The sequence below is a fragment of the Variovorax sp. J22G73 genome (genome assembly GCF_030317035.1).
In the GTDB taxonomy this organism is placed as follows: Bacteria; Pseudomonadota; Gammaproteobacteria; order Burkholderiales; family Burkholderiaceae_C; genus Variovorax.
Genome location: NZ_JASZYK010000006.1, coordinates 144,772 through 164,243, shown reverse-complemented (window position 1 = coordinate 164,243; position 19,472 = coordinate 144,772). Strand labels below are relative to the sequence as shown.

Here is a 19,472-nt window from a genome sequence, read left to right as displayed (position 1 = left end):
GCCCCAAGGGAGGCACGCGCCCCCTCGGGGGGCAGCGAATACACGAAGTGATGGAGCGTGGGGGTCATGTTCAGCCCAGCGCTTTCTTGTAGCGGCCTTCTACCAGGCGGTTGTAGCTGAGCATGACCACGAGGTTGGCTACCAGCAGCACGAGCGCGACGGCGGCGCCCAACGGCCAGTTGAGTTCGCTCAGGTACTCGTCATAGACGATGGTCGCGACCATCTTCAGCCTGCGTCCGCCCAGCAGCCCCGGAATCGCGAACGAGCTCGCTGCCAGGCCGAACACGATCAGGCTGCCCGAGAGAATGCCCGGCATCACCTGCGGCAGCACGATGCGACGCAGCGTGGTGAAGGGCGTGGCGTTGAGCGAGAGGGCGGCGTTTTCGACGCCCGGGTCCAGCTTCTGCAGCGAGGTCCACACCGGGATCACCATGAAGGGCAGCATGACGTGCACCAGCGCGATGACCACGGCCGCGTTGGTGTACAGAATTTTCACCGGGCCGATGCCCAGCAGGCCCAGCAGCCCGTTCACGGCGCCCTCGGGCCCGAGCAGCATGCTCCAGCCGAAGGCGCGCACCACCACCGACACCAGCAGCGGCGCCAGCACCACCAGCAGGAGCACCGAGCGCCACGGGTTGCGCATGCGGCTGAGCACGTAGGCCTCGGGCGCGCCGATCACCACGCAGATCAGCGTGACCAGGCCCGACACCCAGAAGGTGCGCCAGAAGATGCCGAGGTAATAAGAGTCGGAGAACACCAGCGCGTAGTGCGCGAGCGTGAACTCGCCCGCCTTGGGGCCGGTGGCCGGGTCGTACACGTTGAACGACAGCACCGCCGTGAGCGCGAGCGGCACCACCAGCAGCGCGGTGAACAGCAGCAGCGCCGGGGCGGAGAGCCACCAGGGGGTGGCCGTGTGCTTCGATGCGCTCATGCCGCGACAGCCTTCGCCGGCGCACCCACCGACACATCCACCGGCACATCCGCCGGCAGCAGGCGCATGCAGTGCGCGGGCCAGTCGATGCCGGTGCGGGCGCCTTCCTCGAGCGCGTCGCGTCCGTCGTTGGGGCTCAGCACGGTGAGGTCGCCCACGGGCGTGGCCACGCGGTAGAGCCACTGGCTGCCGAGGAAGAAGCGCTCCTGCACCTCGCCGTCGATGCGGCCGCGGCCCGGCGGCACCAGCTGCAGCTTCTCGGGCCGCACGCTCAGCAGCGCCGAGGCGTCGACGCAGAAGCCGGTGTCGTCCTCCACGTCGAGCGAGAGCGTGCCGACCTCCACGCAGGTGCGCGTGGCGCCGCTGCCGGACACGCGGCAGTCCAGCAGGTTGGCCTTGCCCACGAAGGTGGAGATGAAGCGCGTGCTCGGGTGCTCGTACACGCGCTGCGGGTGGTCGATCTGCGTGGCGCAGCCGCCCTCCATGACCACCACGCGGTCGCTGATGGACATGGCCTCGCTCTGGTCGTGCGTGACCATCACCGTGGTGGTGCCGACCTTGCGCTGGATCTGCCGCAGCTCGAACTGCATTTCCTCGCGCAGCTTGGCGTCCAGGTTGGACAGCGGCTCGTCCAGCAGCAGCACCGGCGGCTCGATGACCAGCGCGCGCGCCAGCGCCACGCGCTGCCGCTGGCCGCCCGAGAGCTCGCGCGGGTAGCGCGCGGCGTGGGCCTCCAGGTGCACCAGCGCCAGCGCCTGCTTCACGCGCTCGGCGCGCTCGGCCTTGGGCATCTTGCGCATTTCCAGGCCGAAGCTCACGTTGTCGGCCACCGTCATGTGCGGGAACAGCGCGTAGGTCTGGAACACGATGCCCAGGCCGCGCGTGTTGGCCTTGGCATGCGTGATGTCCTTGCCCGCGAGCTCGATGCGCCCGCTGCTCACGGCCTCGAAGCCCGCGATCATCTGCAGCGTGGTGGTCTTGCCGCAGCCCGAGGGCCCCAGCAGCGAGACGAACTCGCCTTTTTCCACCGTGAGGTTCATGGCCGACACCGCGCGGGTGGCGCCGTAGAACTTGGTGACGTCGGTCAGCCGAAGGAATGACATGGAGGCTTGCCTTTCTGCGGGGGGCGAAAAGATGGCCTTGGGCACCACGTTTCAAGTTGGTGCAGGCCATGGACAGCGTGCTGCGTTCAATTCACTCTATTGCAACGATTGCGCCAGATCGCCTCGGGTATTCCATTAATCAGAATCTTTCTTTAATTTATTCCGATCAATGGAATATCATGACCGAAAGCAATGGATCGAATTCCACAGGAACAAGGCATGGAAAGCACTTCGGCGGTCACTTCGGCAGCTACCTCGGCAACCACGGCGGCCAGCGGCGGCGTGCCGCGCGTCTTCTCGGTGATCCGCGCGCTCGGCGCGGTGCAGGCCGAGGGCGGGCGCGTGACCCAGATCGCACGCTCGGTGGGCCTCACGCAGGCCACCACGCACCGTTTGCTGCAGTCGCTCATGGCCGAGGGCATGGTCGAGCAGGACGAGCGCAGCAAGCTCTACCGCCTGAGCATCGACTTCTTCGCGCTGGCCGCCAGCGCGGGCAACCCCGGCGACCTGCGCTCCATCTGCCGGCCGGTGCTGCTGCGGCTGTGCGCCAGCCTGGGCGACAGCATCTTCCTGCTGGCGCGCAGCGGCTTCGACGCCATCTGCCTGGACCGCAGCGAGGGGCCGTTTCCCATCCGCTCGTTCACCGGCGACATCGGCGGGCGCATTGCGCTGGGCGTGGGACAGGGCGCGCTGGCGATCCTGGCCTTCCTGCCCGAGGCCGAGCGCGAAGAGGTCATTCGCTTCAACCTGTCGCGTGTGCGCGAGTACGGCGTGTATGACGAGGTGTACCTGCGCACCGAGATAGAGCGCGTGCGCCAGCAGGGCTACGCGGGGCGCAACACCGGGCTGCTCGAAGGCATGGCCGGGGTGGCGGTGCCCGTGCTCGACCGCGAGGGGCGCGCGGTGGCGGCGCTGAGCGTGGGCACCATCGCCGACCGGCTGAACGCCGACCGCATGCCGACGGTGGTGGAGCTGCTCAAGCGCGAGGCGGCGGCCATCGGGCCGAAGATCAACCCGTTCGACGCCACGCTGAGGCGCCCGGCGCAGAGCCTGGCGAGCTCGCCGGCGGGGCAGAAGATCGAGCTGCCCGAGGCGCCGGGGCCGGGCTGATGGCTGGGGGTTGCCCTGTCGATCTCCGCGAACAACGCCTGCAGGTCATCTTCATGCCGCTGTGCTGTCGAAGGCTTCGCTTTCGGAAACGTCCGGGAAACACGCAGCGTCATGACCATCTCGATCACCACCACTTCCGCCGAGTTGGCTCAGATTGATCGGTAAGGGCGTCGCATCGCTTTCAACGGTCATCGGTCAGCGACCTCCACAGGCAACCGAAAACTCTGCGATCCGTGCTTGGGTTCGCCTGAGACGTGCCTTGAGATGGCGAGAAGGGCGACGACTTCGAGCTTGGCCTTTTCGAGAGGAAATTCGGCTTGTGCTTTGACATGCCATTCGATCGCTTGACGGGGGAGCAGCCAGCGACGTTGAAGGTCGGAGAACACGGCATGGAGTGCATCCTGATTAGCGGTTCCCTTGTTGGCGGCGCGCAGCGCATCGCTGAATCCCGGCGCCACGAGGTCGGCAACCTCCTTCGCCGATATCGAGAAATGGAAAGCCGGATACCAACTGGTGTTCAGCACTTTCAACGTGAAACAGTCTGGCCGAGATGCTCCAGGGCGAATCAACACGACTTTGAACGCGTTCAGTGATCGGGGCTCCAGCAAGCGCAACATCGTCTTATGAACGCTCATTGGATTTTTCAGTTTCGTCTTGCCGACCAACCACGGGCCAAGCAAGAGGTCGTCGTCATACCTCGAAAGGCGCCACCAGAACCAGCAGGCCGCCAGCACCACGGCCGGAAGCGGAATGCGCACCTGCGCTAGCGACAGCGCTGCCAGGAAGGCCAGTGCAACAGTGCTAGCCAGTGGGCTGACCAGCGAACGCCAGACGGCAAGCCACTTCGGTTTTGCCGCAACTTTCAACTTCTTTGCTTGTTCCAGCCAGTAAAGCCTGGAATATCGGGTTGGGACGATGCGCCATGGGTGGCTGTCGAATTCGAACTGCACTATTGGCGAGCATGGCCAATCCTTGTCGACCCAGTCGTAGTAGCACTTGCAAGCTTCCACAATCAGCGTTCGAAAAACGTCACGCCGCGTATCGAACGCCTCCGGAACTTCGACGCTCGACAGTCGCATCGCCCGCTCACGCTCCGACGTGAGCGACTCCATTGCATTGAAGATGATGATGCCTCGCTGCTGGACGAGCGCAAACCGCCTGCCGTTGCCCATGCCAATCCCACCGATGCAGTACACGACCGTCCGGTTCTCTCTGTCGATCATTCTGCCGTGCAGGTCGTCCGCAACACCTCTCCGGTGGTGAAGTGCTAACCAATGGGTAAGCAGTTGATGCTCGGCAATCAGTTCTGCGTAGTCTTCCGGCGGTTGACTCTGAAATTCGAAGCTCATGGTTAACCGCTTTGGCGACGGTGCTGGGAAAAATGCGTGCGATTTCAGCACGATTTGTAGGGGGCTTCCTTCCCAAAACGCATCACGTCCTTCCAATTTGTCGCTAGCCAATCGCGCGGAGTTCGCTGATATTGGCCGGCTTTCACCGTCCCGTTTGCCTTCCTTCCTTCACCTCCTTCCCCGGAGCGCGTCCATGTCCGAAGCCCACACCCCTCTTCCCGTCGCCACCGAAGTCGAGCAGCTGCTGCTGCGCCTGGGCGTGCCCCGCGAGGCGCACACCGGCGGCGAGCTCACGGTGCGCTCGCCCGTGTCCGGCGAGGTGATCGCGCAGGTGCGCCAGACCACGCCGGGCGAAGCCACCGACACCATCGGCCGCGCCCATGCCGCCTACAAGGCCTGGCGCAACGTGCCGGCCCCGCGCCGCGGCGAGCTGGTGCGCCTGCTGGGCGAAGAGCTGCGCGCGGCCAAGCGCGACCTGGGCCGCCTGGTGACGCTGGAGGCCGGCAAGATCCCGTCCGAAGGCGCCGGCGAAGTGCAGGAAATGATCGACATCTGCGACTTCGCCGTGGGCCTGTCGCGCCAGCTGTACGGCCTCACGCTGGCCACCGAGCGCGCCGAGCACCGCATGATGGAAACCTGGCACCCGCTGGGCGTGTGCGGCGTGATCTCGGCCTTCAACTTTCCGGTGGCCGTGTGGTCGTGGAACGCGGCGCTGGCGCTGGTGTGCGGCGACTCGGTGGTGTGGAAGCCGTCCGAAAAGACGCCGCTCACCGCCCTGGCCGTGCATGCCATCGCGCAGCGCGCCATCGAACGCTTCGGCGATGCGCCCGAGGGCCTGCTGGGCCTGCTGCTCGGCCAGCGCGACATCGGCGAGGTGCTGGTGGACGACCACCGCGTGCCCATTCTCTCGGCCACCGGCTCCACGGCCATGGGCCGCCAGGTGGGGCCGAAGCTGGCCGCGCGCTTCGCCCGCGCCATTCTGGAGCTGGGCGGCAACAACGCCGCCATCGTCACGCCCTCGGCCGACCTCGACCTCACGCTGCGCGGCATCGCCTTCGCGGCCATGGGCACGGCCGGCCAGCGCTGCACCACGCTGCGCCGCCTGTTCGTGCACGACAGCGTGTACGACCAGCTGGTGCCCAAGCTGGCCAAGGTCTACGGCAACGTGCAGGTCGGCGACCCGCGCGAAGCCGGCACGCTGGTCGGCCCGCTGATCGACCGCGCCGCCTTCGACGGCATGCAGAAGGCGCTCGGCGAAAGCCGCGAGGCCGGTGCCACGGTGCACGGCGGCCAGCGCGTCGAGGGCATCGGCACGAACGACGCCTACTACGCGCGCCCCGCGCTGGTCGAGCTCAAGTCGCACGCCGGCCCGGTGCTGCGCGAGACCTTCGCGCCCATCCTCTACGTGGTGCGCTACAGCACGCTCGACGAGGCCATCGAATGGCACAACGAAGTGGGCGCGGGCCTGTCGTCGTCGATCTTCACGCTGAACGTGCGCGAGGCCGAGCGCTTCATGTCGAGCGCGGGCTCCGACTGCGGCATCGCCAACGTCAACATCGGCCCGAGCGGCGCCGAGATCGGCGGGGCCTTCGGTGGCGAGAAGGAAACCGGCGGCGGCCGCGAAGCCGGCTCCGACAGCTGGAAGGCGTACATGCGCCGCGCGACCAACACCATCAACTACTCGACCGCGTTGCCGCTGGCGCAAGGCGTCACGTTCGATATCGGAGAGTAAGGCTCTCCCCCAGGCTTCGCGCACTTCGTGTCGCTGCGCCAACCCCCTTCCGGGGGCGACATCAGCGGCCCGGCAAAGCCGGCTCCGCGATGTCTCGCGAACGGGCTGTCCGCTGCTCGCGGCCAGCCTTTGCCTTGCAGATCACAACAACCACAGGAGACAGAGACCATGCACATTCCCTTCAAGACAGCGGCCACCACCGCCATCGCAACCGCCATGCTCGCGTTGGCATTCGGCGCCGCCGCGCAGACCGCCACCGGCACGCTCGACAAGATCAAGGCGAGCGGCAAGGTGGTGCTCGGCGTGCGCGAGGCCTCGCCGCCCATGGCCTACATGCTGGGCGCGGGCGAGAAGTACGTGGGCTACCACGTGGAGCTGTGCGAGCGCGTGTTGAAGGACATCGCGCCGCAGGCCAGGCTCGAGTACATGGCCGTCACCGCGCAGAACACCATTCCGCTGGTGCAGAACGGCACGCTGGACATCGGCTGCGGCCCCACCACCAACAACACCGCGCGCCAGCAGCAGGTGGCCTTCGCGCTCACCACGTACGTGAGCGAGGTGCGCATGGCCACCAAGGTCGACTCGGGCATCACCACGCTCGACCAGCTCGCGGGCCGCAACGTGTCGGCCTCGACCGGCACCACCGCCGTGCAGCTGCTGCGCAAGCGCGAGCGCGCGCAGAACGTGTCCTACAACACCATGCTGGGCAAGGACCACCTCGAGAGCTTCCTGCTGATGGAGTCGGGCCGCGCCGATGCCTTCGTGCTCGACGACAACCTGCTGGCCGGCATCATCGCGAACTCGAAGAGCCCGGCGAGCTACCGCATCGTCGGCGAGGCGCTGGGCTCCGAGCCGATCGCGCTGCTGTTCCGCAAGGACGACCCGGCCTTCAAGACCGCGGTGGACGACTCGCTGCGCCGCATGATGAAGAGTGGGGACCTCGAGAAGATCTACACCAAGTGGTTCGTGGCCGCCATTCCGCCGAAGAACACCAGCCTGAACCTGCCGATGAGCCCGGCGCTCAAGCAGCTGATGGCCGAGCCCAACGACAAGCCGCTGGAGGCGTACGCCAAGTGAGCCAGCACAGCGCCACCTCCATCGCCTTTCGGCCGGCGCAGCGCGTGCGCGCCATGGGCGTGTCGGAAATTCTGCGCATCACCGACCATGCCAACGCGCTCAAGCGCGCCGGCCGCCCGGTGATCGTGCTGGGCGCGGGCGAGCCCGACTTCGACACGCCGCAGAACGTGCGCGAGGCCGCAGTGCGCGCCATCGAGCGCGGCGACACGCGCTACACCGTGCTCGACGGCAGCCCGGCGATGAAGGCGGCGGTGCAGCTGAAGTTCAGGCGCGACAACGCGCTGGACTTCGCGCTCGACGAGATCAGCGTGAGCGCGGGCGCCAAGCAGGTCATCTTCAACGCGCTGATGGCCAGCCTGGACCCGGGCGACGAAGTGATCCTGCCGGCGCCGTACTGGACGTCTTACGCGGACATCGTGCAGATCTGCGGCGGCGTGCCGGTGAGCGTGCAATGCACCGAGGCCAACGGCTTCCGGCTCGACGCGGCGCAGCTCGAGGCGGCCATCACGCCGCGCACGAAGTGGCTCTTCGTCAATTCGCCGTCGAACCCGAGCGGCGCGGCCTACAGCGCGGCGCAATTGCAGCCGCTGTGCGAGGTGCTGCTGCGGCACCCGCAGGTGTGGGTGCTGGCGGACGACATCTACGAGCACATTCTTTACGACGGCCTCGCGTTCGCGACGCCCGTGGCCGTGGAGCCGCGCCTGCGCGAGCGCGCGCTGACGCTGAACGGCGTGTCGAAGGCCTACGCGATGACCGGCTGGCGCCTGGGCTACGGGGCGGGGCCGCGCGCGCTCATCGCGGCGATGGCGGTGGTGCAGAGCCAGACGACCTCGTGCCCGTCGTCGATCAGCCAGGCCGCGGCCATCGAGGCGCTGACCGGGCCGCAGGACATCGTGGCCGAGCGGTGCGCGGACTTTCAGTCGCGGCGCGACTTCGTGGTGGCCGCGCTGAACCGCGCGCCGGGGCTGCGCTGCCGCGTTCCCGAAGGGGCGTTCTATACCTTCGCGAGCTGCGCCGGGGTGATGGGCAAGCGCACGCGCGGCGGCACGCGGCTGCAAAGCGACAGCGACTTCTGCAGTTACCTGCTGCAGGACTTCGAGGTGGCGGTGGTGCCGGGGAGCGTGTTCGGGCTGGCGCCGTATTTCCGGATTTCTTATGCGACGTCGATGTCGCAACTGGAAGAGGCGTGCAGCCGCATCGTCGCCGCGTGCAACGCCCTCGAATGACTCTGCATGTCTCCCTCCCCTTCCGGGGGAGGACAGGGGTGGGGGCCTCGCGGCATGTCAATTGCTGCCGGTGTAGCCAACGCCGCTTGCCCCCATCCCAACCTTCCCCCCGCGGGGGAAGGAGCCGCTCTCCTTACCTTCAGCCTTTTGGAACAAGCATGACCTCACCCCGCACCGGCGGCCAGATCCTGGTCGACCAGCTCATCACCCACGGCGTGCAGCAGCTCTTCTGCGTGCCCGGCGAAAGCTTTCTCGCCGTGCTCGACGCGCTGCACGATGCGGCCATCGACGTGACCGTGTGCCGCCAGGAAGGCGGCGCGACCATGATGGCCGAGGCGCAGGGCAAGCTCACCGGCAAGCCCGGCATCTGCTTCGTCACCCGCGGCCCCGGCGCCACCAACGCCGCCGCGGGCGTGCACATCGCGCACCAGGACTCCACGCCGCTGCTGTTGTTCGTCGGCCAGGTCGCGCGCGACGCGCTGGGCCGCGAGGCCTTCCAGGAGCTGGACTACGGCGCCGTGTTCGGCACCATGGCCAAGTGGGTTGTGCAGATCGACGACCCGGCGCGCCTGCCCGAGCTGGTGTCGCGCGCCTTCCACGTCGCCACCTCGGGCCGCCCCGGCCCGGTGGTGATCGCGCTGCCCGAAGACATGCTGACCGAAGCCGTCACGGTCGCCGACGCGCTGCCCTACGCCGTCACCGAAACCCATCCCGGCGCGGCGCAACTCGCCGAGCTGCAGCAGCGCCTTGCGCAGGCGCAGCGCCCGGTCGTCATCCTGGGCGGCAGCCGCTGGTCGGAAAAGGCCGCGCTGCAGTTCGCGGATTTCGCGGCCGCGTACTCGCTGCCCGTGTACTGCTCGTTCCGCCGCCAGATGCTGCTGTCGGCCGAGCACCCCAGCTACGCCGGCGACCTGGGCCTGGGCGCCAACCCGCGCATGCTGGAGCGCATCCGCAATGCCGACCTGGTGCTGCTGGTGGGCGGGCGGCTGTCGGAGGTGCCGTCGCAGGGCTACGAGCTGCTGGCCATTCCGCAGCCGCGGCAGGCGCTGGTGCACGTGCACGCCGACGCCGACGAGCTCGGCAAGCTCTACCGCCCGGCGCAGGGCATCCACGCCACGCCGCAGGCCTTCGCCGAAGCCGTGGCCGCGCTGCGCCCCGCAGCGACGCCCGCATGGCAGGCCGAGACGAAGGCCGCGCGCGAGGACTTCCTGCGCTGGAGCGACCCGGCCCCGATCCGCATTCCGGGTCCGCTGCAGATGGGCGAGGTGATGCAGCACCTGCGCGAGGTGCTGCCGGCCGACACCATCTTCTGCAACGGCGCGGGCAACTTCGCCACCTGGGTGCACCGCTTCTGGCCGTTTCGCGCATTTGCCAGCCAGCTGGCGCCCACCAGTGGCTCGATGGGCTACGGCCTGCCGGCCGGCGTGGGTGCCAAGCGGCTGTGGCCGCAGCGCGAGGTGGTCGTGTTCGCCGGCGACGGCGATTTCATGATGCACGGCCAGGAGTTCGCCACGGCCGTGCAGTACGGCCTGCCGATCATCGTGGTGCTGCTGGACAACGCCATGTACGGCACCATCCGCATGCACCAGGAGCGGCACTACCCCGGCCGCATCAGTGCCACGCAGTTGAAGAACCCCGATTTCCGCGGCTACGCCGAGGTGTTCGGCGGCCACGGCGAGCGCGTGACGACCACCGAAGAGTTCGGCCCCGCGCTGGCCCGCGCGCGCGCCAGCGGCAAGCCGGCCATCCTGCATTGCCTGCTGGACCCGGAAGCCATCACGCCGGCCAGCACGCTGCAGTCGATTCGCAAGGCGGCGCTGGCCGCGGCTTGATCGGGGGCGGCCCGAACGCCGAGCGCGGGCCTGCGAACGGTCAGCGCAGGCCGCCGACGTAGCGCGGCGGCGGCGTGGGCGGCTGCCCGTCGGGCTGCCGCGCCGCCAGCCGGGCCGCGCGCGCCACCGGCTCCATCGCCTGCTCCAGCCGCGTGGCGAGCTGGTCGAGCTCGTCGTCCTTCGTCTCGGCGGCATGCGCCCGCGTCATGCGGACGATTTCCGCGGCGTACTCCGCGTTGGTCGCCATCCATTCGGTGTCGGTCACGCGCCCATGCTTTCGCCGAAGGGCCACATGCAGGCGGGCGGCGAGGGCGATGCGTTCGCTTTCGGACATGGACGGCATGGTTCCTCCTTCGGTGCGTGCGTCAACTCCCCAGGTGCTCCCTGTGCTGTGCAAGATCGAGGCCCAGCTGCTCGCTTTGCGCGTCGACGCGCAGGCCCACCAGCGCGTGCACCAGCAAGAGCACCACCGCCGTGCCCGTGGCGCTGTAGATGGCCACGCTGCCCACTGCGATCGCCTGGGTCAGCACGTCGCCGGTGGCGCCCGAGATGCGCGCGTCGGCGAACACGCCCGTGAGCAGTGCGCCCACGATGCCGCCGATGCCGTGCACGCCGAACACGTCCAGGGAGTCGTCCGCGCCCAGCAGGTGCTTGAGCCCGGTGGCGCCCCAGTAGCAGGCCAGCCCCGCGATGGCGCCGATGGCCAGCGCGGCCAGCGGCGTGACGAAGCCCGCCGCCGGCGTGATGGCCACCAGCCCCGCCACCAGGCCCGAGCACAGTCCCAGCAGCGACGGGCTGCGCCGCACGATCCATTCGCCGACCATCCAGCTCATGGCGCCCGCGGCCGCCGCGATGTGCGTCACCAGCATCGCCAGCCCCGCACGGCCGTCGGCCGCCACCGCCGAGCCCGCGTTGAAGCCGAACCAGCCCACCCACAGCAGGCCCGCGCCCATCATCGTCATCGCCAGGCTGTAGGGCTCGAAGGCCTCCTTGCCGTAGCCCTTGCGCGGCCCCAGCGCATAGGCGCACACCAGCCCCGCGATGCCCGCGTTGACGTGCACCACCGAGCCGCCCGCGAAGTCGAGCGCGCCCATCTGCGCGAGCCAGCCGCCCGGCTCCCACACCCAGTGCGCGACCGGGGCGTACACCAGCACGCTCCACAACAGCGCGAACCACAGCACCGCCGAGAAGCGCATGCGCTCCACGAAGGCGCCCAGCACCAGCGCGGTGGTGATGATGGCGAAGGTGAGCTGGAACATCGCGTAGACCGACTCGGGCACGTTGGGCGCCACGTGGCTCACCGCCACCTGGCCCGCTTCCTTCAGGTATTCGAAGCCCGAGAAGCCCCATTTGCCCAGGCCGCCGAGCCAGGGCCAGCCGGGCGTGAACGCGAGCGAATAGCCCACGAGGAACCACGTCAGCGAGACCGCCGCCGCGATGGCCACCACGGCCGCCATGGTGGCCAGCACGTTCTTGCGCCGCACCATGCCCGCGTAGAAGAGCGCAATGCCGGGCAGCGTCATCAGCAGCACCAGCGCGGTCGAGGTCATCATCCACGCGGTGTCTGCCGCGTTGATGGAGGCTTGTGCTGCCAAGGCCATGGCCGGTGTCTTCTTCGAGTTGTGGACTGTGGCCTTACGTGCACAAGTCATGCCATGTCGTTAACGCTCCGACACACTTTGGTTCGACAAACGTGTTTCAGACGTAAGACAAAGCGGGTAATTCCTAATGCACTGGCGCGGTGCACGCCCTAAAGTCTGCCCACTCGCGAACGGGCCCTGCTCGTGCTGCCGAGGGTCCGAGGAGACAACTTCCCAAGCAACAAGAAAAATCTTCAAAGGCTCCGTACGAGATGCCTGGTCAGAACTTGAAAAGGCGCCGCTGGTCGGCGCCTTTTTTTATGCCTGTCCGAACGGGAAGTCCGGGTTTTTTACCCGAGCCGAAGTGGCTCCCAAGGCATGGTGCGCATGCGCGTGCAGCTATCGTTTCGATAGCGAAGTGGGTGAGACAATCCAGCCATGGAAATGCTGGTGGTCACGGGTGCCTCGCTGCTCGCGGGTTTTGTCGATTCGATCGTGGGCGGGGGCGGGTTGATCCTGGTGCCGGCGCTGTTCGCCGTGTTCCCGGGCGCACCACCGGCGACCCTGCTGGGCACCAACAAGAGCGCGTCCATTTGGGGCACGGCGGCCGCGGCGGCCCAGTTCAGCCAGCGGGTGCAGATGCGTTGGGGTGCGCTGTGGCCCGCCGCGTTGCTCGGTTTCGTCGGCGCGATGCTGGGTGCCTGGGGTGTCACGATGTTTCCCGGCGACTTCCTGCGCCGGGCGTTGCCGGTCATCCTGCTGGGGGTGCTGCTCTACACACTGGCGCGCAAGGACATGGGCCGGCTGCACGCGCCGCGCTTCACCGGCCGCGCCGAAACCGTGGCGGCCTGCACCATCGGCCTGTCGATCGGGCTCTACGACGGCTTCTTCGGGCCGGGCGCGGGCAGCTTCCTGGTGTTCCTGTTCGTGCGCTGGATGGGCTACGACTTTCTCAACGCCTCGGCCTCCGCCAAGATCATCAACACGCTGACCAACGCCGCCGCGCTGATCCTGCTGGCGGCCAAGGGCCACGTGTGGTGGCACTACGGTCTGGTGATGGCGGTGGCCAATGTGGCGGGCAGCCTGCTGGGGACGCGCGTGGCGTTGAAGCACGGCGCGGGGTTCGTGCGCGTGGTGTTCATCGTGGTGGTGAGCGCGCTGATCCTGAAGACGGCTTACGACGCGTTTCTTCGGTAGGGGCCTGTTCGCGCGTGCCGAACGGCAGCGCACCGAACAACCACCGGAAATGAAAAAGCCCCCGAAACCGGGGGCTCGCAGAGAAAGCCGAGACGCTCACTCTTCGACAAAAGCCTCTTCGCGCTTGGCCTTGATGGAAGGCAGCAGCACGATGCCGAGCAGCAGCACCGCCGCCGCGAGCAGCCCCGCCGACAGCGGCCGCGTGACGAACACGCTCCACGCACCGCGCGACAGCAGCAGGGCGCGCCGCAGGTTCTCTTCCATCATCGGCCCCAGGATGAAGCCCAGCAGCAGCGGCGCCGGCTCCGTCCGGAGCTTGATGAACAGGTAGCCGATGAAGCCGAAGGCCGCCACCATCCACACGTCGAAGGTGTTGTTGTTGGTCGAGTACACGCCGATGGCGCAGAACAGCACGATCGCCGGGAACAGGAACTTGTAAGGCACCGACAGCAGCTTGATCCACATGCCGATCAACGGCAGGTTCAGGATGATGAGCATCGCGTTGCCGATCCACATCGAGGCGATCAGGCCCCAGAACAGCTCGGGGTTGCTGGTCATCACCTGCGGGCCGGGCTGGATGTTGTGGATGGTCATGGCACCCACCATCAGCGCCATCACCGCGTTGGGCGGAATGCCCAGCGTCAGCAGCGGAATGAAGGAGGTCTGCGCGCCAGCGTTGTTGGCCGACTCGGGCGACGCCACGCCGCGGATGTTGCCCTTGCCGAAGGGCATTTCGCCCGGGCGCATCTTGATCTTCTTCTCCAGCGCATACGCCGCGAACGATGCCAGCAGCGCGCCGCCGCCCGGCAGGATGCCCAGGGCCGAGCCCAGTGCCGTGCCGCGCAGCACCGCCGGCGTCATGCGCTTGAAGTCTTCCTTGGTGGGCCACAGGCCCTTCACCTTGTGCGTGAACACCTCGCGCTCGTCGTCGGGCTGCGACAGGTTGCCGATGATTTCGCCGTAGCCGAACACGCCCATGGCGATCACCACGAAGCCGATGCCGTCGGTGAGCTCGGGCACGTCGAAGCTGAAGCGCGCCACGCCCGAGTTCACGTCGGTGCCCACGATGCCCAGCAGCAGGCCCAGCACGATCATGGCCACCGCCTTGATCAGCGAGCCCGAGGCCAGCACCACCGCGCCGATCAGGCCCAGCGTCATCAGCGAGAAGTACTCGGCCGGGCCGAACTTGAAGGCCAGCTCGGTCAGCGGCGGCGCGAAGGCGGCCAGGATGAGCGTGCCCACGCAACCGGCAAAGAACGAGCCCAGGCCCGCCGCGGCCAGCGCCGGACCCGCGCGGCCCTGCCTTGCCATCTGGTAGCCGTCGATGCAGGTGACCACCGACGAGGACTCGCCCGGCAGGTTGACCAGAATGGCCGTCGTGGAGCCGCCGTACTGCGCGCCGTAGTAGATGCCGGCCAGCATGATCAGCGCCGACACGGGTGGCAGCGCGTAGGTGGCGGGCAGCAGCATCGCGATGGTCGCGACCGGCCCGATGCCCGGCAGCACGCCAATGAGCGTGCCCAGGATGCAGCCCAGCAGGCAGTACAGCAGGTTGGTGAAGGTGAAGGCGACGCCGAAACCGATGGAAAGGTTGTGGATCAGGTCCATGGTGTTCGCTCCTCAGCCCGAAATGAAAGTGGGCCAGACCTGGATCTGGAGCTTCAGCGCCCAGATGAAGGCCACGTAGCTGCCGGCCGCCAGGATGGTCGAGAGAACCAGCACGTCGCGCAGCTTGAAGTGCTCGCCGGCCATGCTCGAGATGATGGTGAGCGCGTAGATGGCGATGATCATTCCCATCGCCGGCAGCCCGATGCTGGGCAGACCGCCCAGCAGCACGCCGAAGGCCAGGTTGGCGCCGAGCACGAAGGCCAGCGGCTTCCAGGCCCATTTGCCGATCGGGTCGCCGTCGGTGGTTTCGACCACCAGGGCCTGGAACATGATGATGGCGCCCAGCACGGCCAGCAGGATGCCCAGCATCAGCGGGAAGTACCCCGGCCCCATGCGGGCGCCGTCGCCGATGGTGTACGTGGTGGCGCCTATCGCGAAGGCCCCTCCCACGCTGGTGAACATGACTCCTGAAAAGAAGTCCGCCTGACTCTTGATGCGCATGTCTCGCCCCTCTTGTTTTGGAGGGGTGAGGGTCGTTCCGCGCGGCTGACCGTTGGCTGACCGCGAGGGTACGGACAAATGCTTACCGGGTTTCTATTAGGGTGACCTGACCGCCGGGGTCGAACGGTGGCGCAGAAACGAAAAAAGCTCCCGAAGGAGCTTTTTCTTTTCATTCGAAGCGCCGAAACGCTTCGAGTGCAGGGGAGGGCTTAGTAGCCGCCGCGGCCACCGCCGCCGCCGCCGTAACCGCCGCCACCACCGCTGCGGCCACCGCCGCCGCCGCCGTAGCCGCCGCCACCACCGCCGTAGCCGCCACCGCCGCCGCCACCACCGTAGCCGCCGCCGCCACCACCGCCGGTGCGGGGGGGACGAGCTTCCATCGGACGGGCTTCGTTCACCGTCAGGGCGCGGCCCTGCAGGGAATGGCCGTTCATGGCTTCGATGGCTGCGAGTGCTTCAGCGTCCGTGCCCATTTCGACAAAGCCGAAGCCCTTCGAACGACCGGTGTCGCGTTCCATCATGACCTTGGCGCTGACGATCGAGCCGAACTCGCCGAAAGCTTGTTCCAGGTCGTTGTCACGCACGGAGTAGGCGAGGTTGCCTACGTAGAGTTTCTTGCCCATTGAGGGACTCCTAATTCAAACCAACAAGACAAAGCGATGGAGTCCCAGAATCACAACAAACAAGTGCGCTGTGGCGCGAAACTGACCGATCACCGAATTACGTGCACGGGAGACAAAGCTCACAGACACGTGGGCCGGATTATCAGCCCCAATTGCAAAAAGCGTTGGAAATTCGTGTGTTATTGAGAAACATCGCGAGCCGGCGGGCGGTTTCGCAACGGTTTGAGCAGGTCTGAAAGGCCGTTGTGGTCTATTTCATGCATCAAAGCGAGCAGTCGGCCAATTTCTCCTGAGGGAAAACCCTCGCGTGCAAACCAGGTCAGGTAATTTCCGGGCAAATCGGCAATCAGCGTGCCCTTGTGCTTGCCAAAGGGCATTTGAAGGGTCACCAGGCGCTGCAGGTCTTCGGGTTTCATCGCGCGGCTAGCCTCCGGCCCGCTTGACGGTGTGGCCCTGCTTTACGAGGGCGGCGATCACGGTGTCGCGATGGTCGCCCTGGATTTCGATCACGCCGTCCTTCACCGTGCCGCCCGAGCCGCAGGCGGTTTTCAGCTGCTTGCCCAGCGCCGCGAGGCCTTCGGCGTTCAGCGCCACGCCCTTCACCACGGTCACGCCCTTGCCTTTGCGGCCCTTGGTTTCGTGCGATACACGCACAATGCCGTCGGTGGCCGGCACGCGCGCCTTGAGTTCCTTGCAGCGGCACTGGGCCACCGGCTCGCCGCAGTCCGGGCACATGCGCCCGCCCGCCTCGGTGGAGTACACCAGTGCGCTGCCGGCTTGATTGCGCTGTTTCATCGTCGACATTCGATACGTCTCTTCTCTATCTCGGGTTTTTCTCTCTGTCTGCTCACATGCCATTCGATTCACTGGGCCTGGCCCCCGCGCTCGTGCAGGCTGCCGCCGAAAGCGGCTACGCCGCGCCGACCGCCATCCAGGCCGCGGCCATCCCCGCGATTCTGCAAGGTCGCGACGTGCGGGGCTCGGCGCAGACCGGCTCCGGCAAGACCGCCGCATTTTCCCTTCCGCTGCTGCAGCGCCTGAGCAGCGAGCGCGCCGCGCAGGCCGAAGGCCCCCGCCGCGTGCGCGCCCTGGTGCTCGTGCCCACGCGTGAGCTCGCGGCCCAGGTCGGCGAGACCCTGCGCAGCCTGGCGCAGCACCTGCCCGAACGGCTGAAGATCGTCGTCGCCTTCGGTGGCGTGTCGATCAACCCGCAGATGATGGGCCTGCGCGGCGGTGCCGACATCGTCGTGGCCACGCCGGGCCGGCTGCTCGACCTGGTCGAGCACAACGCGCTGCGGCTCGCCGCCGTGTCCACGCTGGTGCTCGACGAGGCCGACCGCCTGTTCGACCTTGGCTTTGCCGAGGAACTCGGCCGCATCCTCGCGCTGCTGCCCGCCAAGCGGCAGAACCTGCTGTTCTCCGCCACCTTCCCGCCCGCCATCCAGGCGCTGGCCGACGGCATGCTGCACGAGCCCGCGGTGATCGACGTGCAGGGCGAGCCCGGCACCGAGCCCAACATCGTGCAGCGCGTGATCGAGGTCGACGCCATCCGCCGCACCCAGCTGCTGCGCCACCTGCTCAAGCAGCACGAAGGCGAATGGGACCGCGTGCTGGTGTTCGTCGCCACGCAGCATGCGGCACAGATCGTGGCCGAGAAGCTCTACAAGAACGGCATCTACGCGGTGCCCTTCCACGGCGACATCGCGCAGGGCACGCGCACCGACATCCTGTCGCAGTTCAAGCAGAGCCGCTGGGACGTGGTGATTGCCACCGACCTGGCGGCGCGCGGCATCGACATCGCGCAGCTGCCGGTGGTCATCAACTACGACCTGCCGCGCTCGCCGACCGACTACATCCACCGCATCGGCCGCACCGGGCGCGCGGGCGAGAGCGGCCTGGCGATCAGCTTCGTGAGCGCGTCGACCGAGGCGCACTTCCAGCTGATCGAGAAGCGCCAGGGCCTGAGCCTGCCGCGCGAGCGCATCGAAGGCTTCGAGCCGACCGAGGTGGCCGTGCCGGTGACGGACGCGTCGGGCACCGGCGGCGTCAAGGGCAAGCGGCCGAGCAAGAAGGACAAGCTGCGCGCGGCGGCGAAGGCCGCGCAAGCGGGTGGCGACAACAACGGGAACGACGGCGGGCTCTGAGCCCGATTTGCTCGGTTCCGTCCCCAGTTCCGCCTCAGCCCCGCCCGGCGTGGAACGACGCCGGCGAATGCTTCGCCAGCTCCGCCAGCAGCAGCGTCCACCCGCGCGTGCCTTCGCCGATCGACTTCAGCCTGAAGAACTCGTTCGGCGCGTGCACGTCCTCGTCGGGCAGGTTGAAGCCGAACATCAGCGTGTCGATGCCCAGCATCTCCTTGAAGATCGCCGTCACCGGCACGCTCGCGCCCAGGCGCACGTGAATGGGCCGGCGGCCGCTCTCGCGCTCCAGCACCGCCTCGGCCGCGCGCACCAGCGGATGGTCCGCGGCGAGCGTCGATGCGGGCGAGCCGTCGTTCATCGCCACCACGTCGAGCGTGCAGCCTTCGGGGCAATGGCGTTGCAGGTGGCGCAGCACCGCGCGGATCACCGCGGCCGGGTCCTGTCCCGCGACCACGCGCGGCGTGAGCTTGGCCTGCGCCTCGCAGGGCACGATGGTCTTGCCGCCGCCGCCGGTGTAGCCGCCCCACAGGCCGTTGACGTCGAGGGCGGGCCGCAGCGTGACGCGCTCGCGCGCCGTGTAGCCCGGCTCGCCATGCGCGCTGCCGCCGACGTCCGAGAAGAACGCCGCCTCGTCGTACGGAAACGCGGCCGTGTCGTCGCGCTGCCGCGCGGTCGGCGGCAACGCACCGTCGTGGAAGCCTTCGACCGCAACGCTGCCGTCCGCGTGGTGCAGCGACGCCACCAGCCGCGCCATCTCGTGCAGCGCGTTGCGCACGCTGCCGCCGTAGCGGCCCGAGTGCAGGTCCTTGTGCGCGGTGCGCAGCCGCACCTCGAGTTGCGCGTTGCCGCGCGCGCCGGTGTTGATGGTGGGCACCTCGGCGCTCGCGCGCCCGCCGTCGGCGGAGAGCACCGCGTCGGCCTGCAGCAATGAGCGGTGGCGTTCGACCAGGGTGCGCAGCGACGGGCTGCCCGTTTCTTCCTCGCCTTCGAGAAACATCTTGATGTTCACCGGGCAGGCGCCCTGCACCGAGAGGAACGCGGCAATCACCTCCAGCGCGATGGTGGTCGAGCCCTTCACGTCGGAAGTGCCACGGGCGTAGAGCCGGCCGTTCACCTCCGTGGGCTCGAAGGGCGGCGTGCGCCACTGGTCGACGGGGTCGGCCGGCTGCACGTCGTAGTGGCCGTAGACCATGAGCGTGGGCTTGCCCGGCGCGCCGTTCCATTCGCCGTACACGGCAGGCTCGCCGCCACCGTCGAGCAGCCGCACGTTGGCCAGGCCGATGTGTTCCAGCCGATCGACAAGAAAGCGCCGCGCGCTGTGCATGCCCTGCACGAAGGCCGGGTCGGCGCTCACGCTCGGTATGCGCAGGAAGGCCTTGAGCCAGTCCACGATCTCGGGTTGCCGCGCCGCGAGGTGGTCGATGACGTGTTGTTCGTTCATGGGGAATCCGTTGGGGGTCTG

Annotated in this window: 18 protein-coding genes; 7 read left to right on the top strand and 11 right to left on the bottom strand. The window is 67.8% G+C overall.

Annotation, left to right across the window (positions count from 1 at the left end; genetic code table 11):
* Nucleotides 1–70: 70 nt before the first annotated feature.
* Nucleotides 71–931, bottom strand: a complete 861-nt coding sequence (locus tag QTI51_RS22260) for an ABC transporter permease (RefSeq protein ID WP_116911460.1) — start codon at nt 929–931, stop codon at nt 71–73.
* A complete protein-coding gene (locus QTI51_RS22255; RefSeq protein WP_116911459.1) occupies nt 928–2,034 on the bottom strand; it encodes an ABC transporter ATP-binding protein in 1,107 nt (368 codons plus the stop codon). The genes QTI51_RS22260 and QTI51_RS22255 overlap by 4 nt, the downstream gene beginning before the upstream one ends.
* Nucleotides 2,035–2,253: 219 nt before the next feature.
* Here QTI51_RS22255 and QTI51_RS22250 point away from each other — a divergent pair, with 219 nt between their 5' ends.
* Complete coding sequence (locus QTI51_RS22250; RefSeq protein ID WP_116911458.1) at nt 2,254–3,144, top strand: IclR family transcriptional regulator; 891 nt, start codon at nt 2,254–2,256, stop codon at nt 3,142–3,144.
* Between the two features lie 188 nt (nt 3,145–3,332).
* Here the strand turns inward: QTI51_RS22250 and QTI51_RS22245 are convergent, their stop codons facing one another.
* Nucleotides 3,333–4,493: a hypothetical protein gene (locus QTI51_RS22245; RefSeq protein WP_116911457.1), complete on the bottom strand. Its 1,161-nt coding sequence runs from the start codon at nt 4,491–4,493 to the stop codon at nt 3,333–3,335.
* A 193-nt stretch (nt 4,494–4,686) separates the two neighbouring features.
* Here QTI51_RS22245 and amaB point away from each other — a divergent pair, with 193 nt between their 5' ends.
* The 4 genes from amaB (at nt 4,687) to QTI51_RS22225 (ending at nt 10,360) form a co-directional block, all read left to right on the top strand.
* Nucleotides 4,687–6,225, top strand: coding sequence for an L-piperidine-6-carboxylate dehydrogenase (gene amaB, locus QTI51_RS22240; protein ID WP_116911456.1), 1,539 nt, complete (start codon nt 4,687–4,689; stop codon nt 6,223–6,225).
* 168 nt (nt 6,226–6,393) lie between these two features.
* Complete coding sequence (locus QTI51_RS22235) at nt 6,394–7,302, top strand: amino acid ABC transporter substrate-binding protein (RefSeq protein ID WP_116911455.1); 909 nt, start codon at nt 6,394–6,396, stop codon at nt 7,300–7,302.
* A 53-nt stretch (nt 7,303–7,355) separates the two neighbouring features.
* A complete protein-coding gene (locus tag QTI51_RS22230) occupies nt 7,356–8,528 on the top strand; it encodes a pyridoxal phosphate-dependent aminotransferase (protein ID WP_286516276.1) in 1,173 nt (390 codons plus the stop codon).
* 158 nt (nt 8,529–8,686) lie between these two features.
* Entirely contained in the window at nt 8,687–10,360 is a 1,674-nt protein-coding gene (locus QTI51_RS22225) for a thiamine pyrophosphate-binding protein (RefSeq protein WP_116911453.1), read from the top strand.
* A 40-nt stretch (nt 10,361–10,400) separates the two neighbouring features.
* Here QTI51_RS22225 and QTI51_RS22220 read toward each other — a convergent pair whose 3' ends face one another.
* Together QTI51_RS22220 and QTI51_RS22215 are read right to left on the bottom strand one after the other, a co-directional pair.
* Entirely contained in the window at nt 10,401–10,703 is a 303-nt protein-coding gene (locus tag QTI51_RS22220; protein ID WP_116911452.1) for a hypothetical protein, read from the bottom strand.
* A gap of 22 nt (nt 10,704–10,725) precedes the next feature.
* Complete coding sequence (locus QTI51_RS22215; RefSeq protein WP_116911451.1) at nt 10,726–11,961, bottom strand: ammonium transporter; 1,236 nt, start codon at nt 11,959–11,961, stop codon at nt 10,726–10,728.
* A 417-nt stretch (nt 11,962–12,378) separates the two neighbouring features.
* Between QTI51_RS22215 and QTI51_RS22210 the strand changes: the two genes are divergently transcribed.
* Nucleotides 12,379–13,137, top strand: a complete 759-nt coding sequence (locus QTI51_RS22210) for a TSUP family transporter (protein ID WP_116911450.1) — start codon at nt 12,379–12,381, stop codon at nt 13,135–13,137.
* A gap of 96 nt (nt 13,138–13,233) precedes the next feature.
* Here QTI51_RS22210 and QTI51_RS22205 read toward each other — a convergent pair whose 3' ends face one another.
* From QTI51_RS22205 to QTI51_RS22185, 5 genes are all read right to left on the bottom strand, one after another.
* A complete protein-coding gene (locus QTI51_RS22205; RefSeq protein ID WP_116911449.1) occupies nt 13,234–14,745 on the bottom strand; it encodes a tripartite tricarboxylate transporter permease in 1,512 nt (503 codons plus the stop codon).
* Between the two features lie 12 nt (nt 14,746–14,757).
* Nucleotides 14,758–15,246, bottom strand: coding sequence for a tripartite tricarboxylate transporter TctB family protein (locus tag QTI51_RS22200; protein WP_116911448.1), 489 nt, complete (start codon nt 15,244–15,246; stop codon nt 14,758–14,760).
* A gap of 209 nt (nt 15,247–15,455) precedes the next feature.
* Nucleotides 15,456–15,869: an RNA-binding regulator gene (gene rbp, locus QTI51_RS22195; RefSeq protein ID WP_108139928.1), complete on the bottom strand. Its 414-nt coding sequence runs from the start codon at nt 15,867–15,869 to the stop codon at nt 15,456–15,458.
* 179 nt (nt 15,870–16,048) lie between these two features.
* Nucleotides 16,049–16,285 (bottom strand): DUF3820 family protein, encoded by a 237-nt coding sequence (locus QTI51_RS22190; protein WP_116911447.1) that lies wholly within the window; start codon nt 16,283–16,285, stop codon nt 16,049–16,051.
* 7 nt (nt 16,286–16,292) lie between these two features.
* On the bottom strand, nt 16,293–16,673 hold the full coding sequence (locus QTI51_RS22185; RefSeq protein WP_116911446.1) for a translation initiation factor Sui1: 381 nt from the start codon (nt 16,671–16,673) through the stop codon (nt 16,293–16,295).
* Nucleotides 16,674–16,720: 47 nt separating this feature from the next.
* Between QTI51_RS22185 and QTI51_RS22180 the strand changes: the two genes are divergently transcribed.
* Nucleotides 16,721–18,013 (top strand): DEAD/DEAH box helicase, encoded by a 1,293-nt coding sequence (locus QTI51_RS22180; RefSeq protein ID WP_116911445.1) that lies wholly within the window; start codon nt 16,721–16,723, stop codon nt 18,011–18,013.
* Between the two features lie 34 nt (nt 18,014–18,047).
* On the opposite strand, the gene QTI51_RS22175 is transcribed toward QTI51_RS22180, so the two are convergent.
* Nucleotides 18,048–19,451 (bottom strand): dipeptidase, encoded by a 1,404-nt coding sequence (locus QTI51_RS22175; RefSeq protein ID WP_116911444.1) that lies wholly within the window; start codon nt 19,449–19,451, stop codon nt 18,048–18,050.
* Nucleotides 19,452–19,472: the final 21 nt, after the last annotated feature.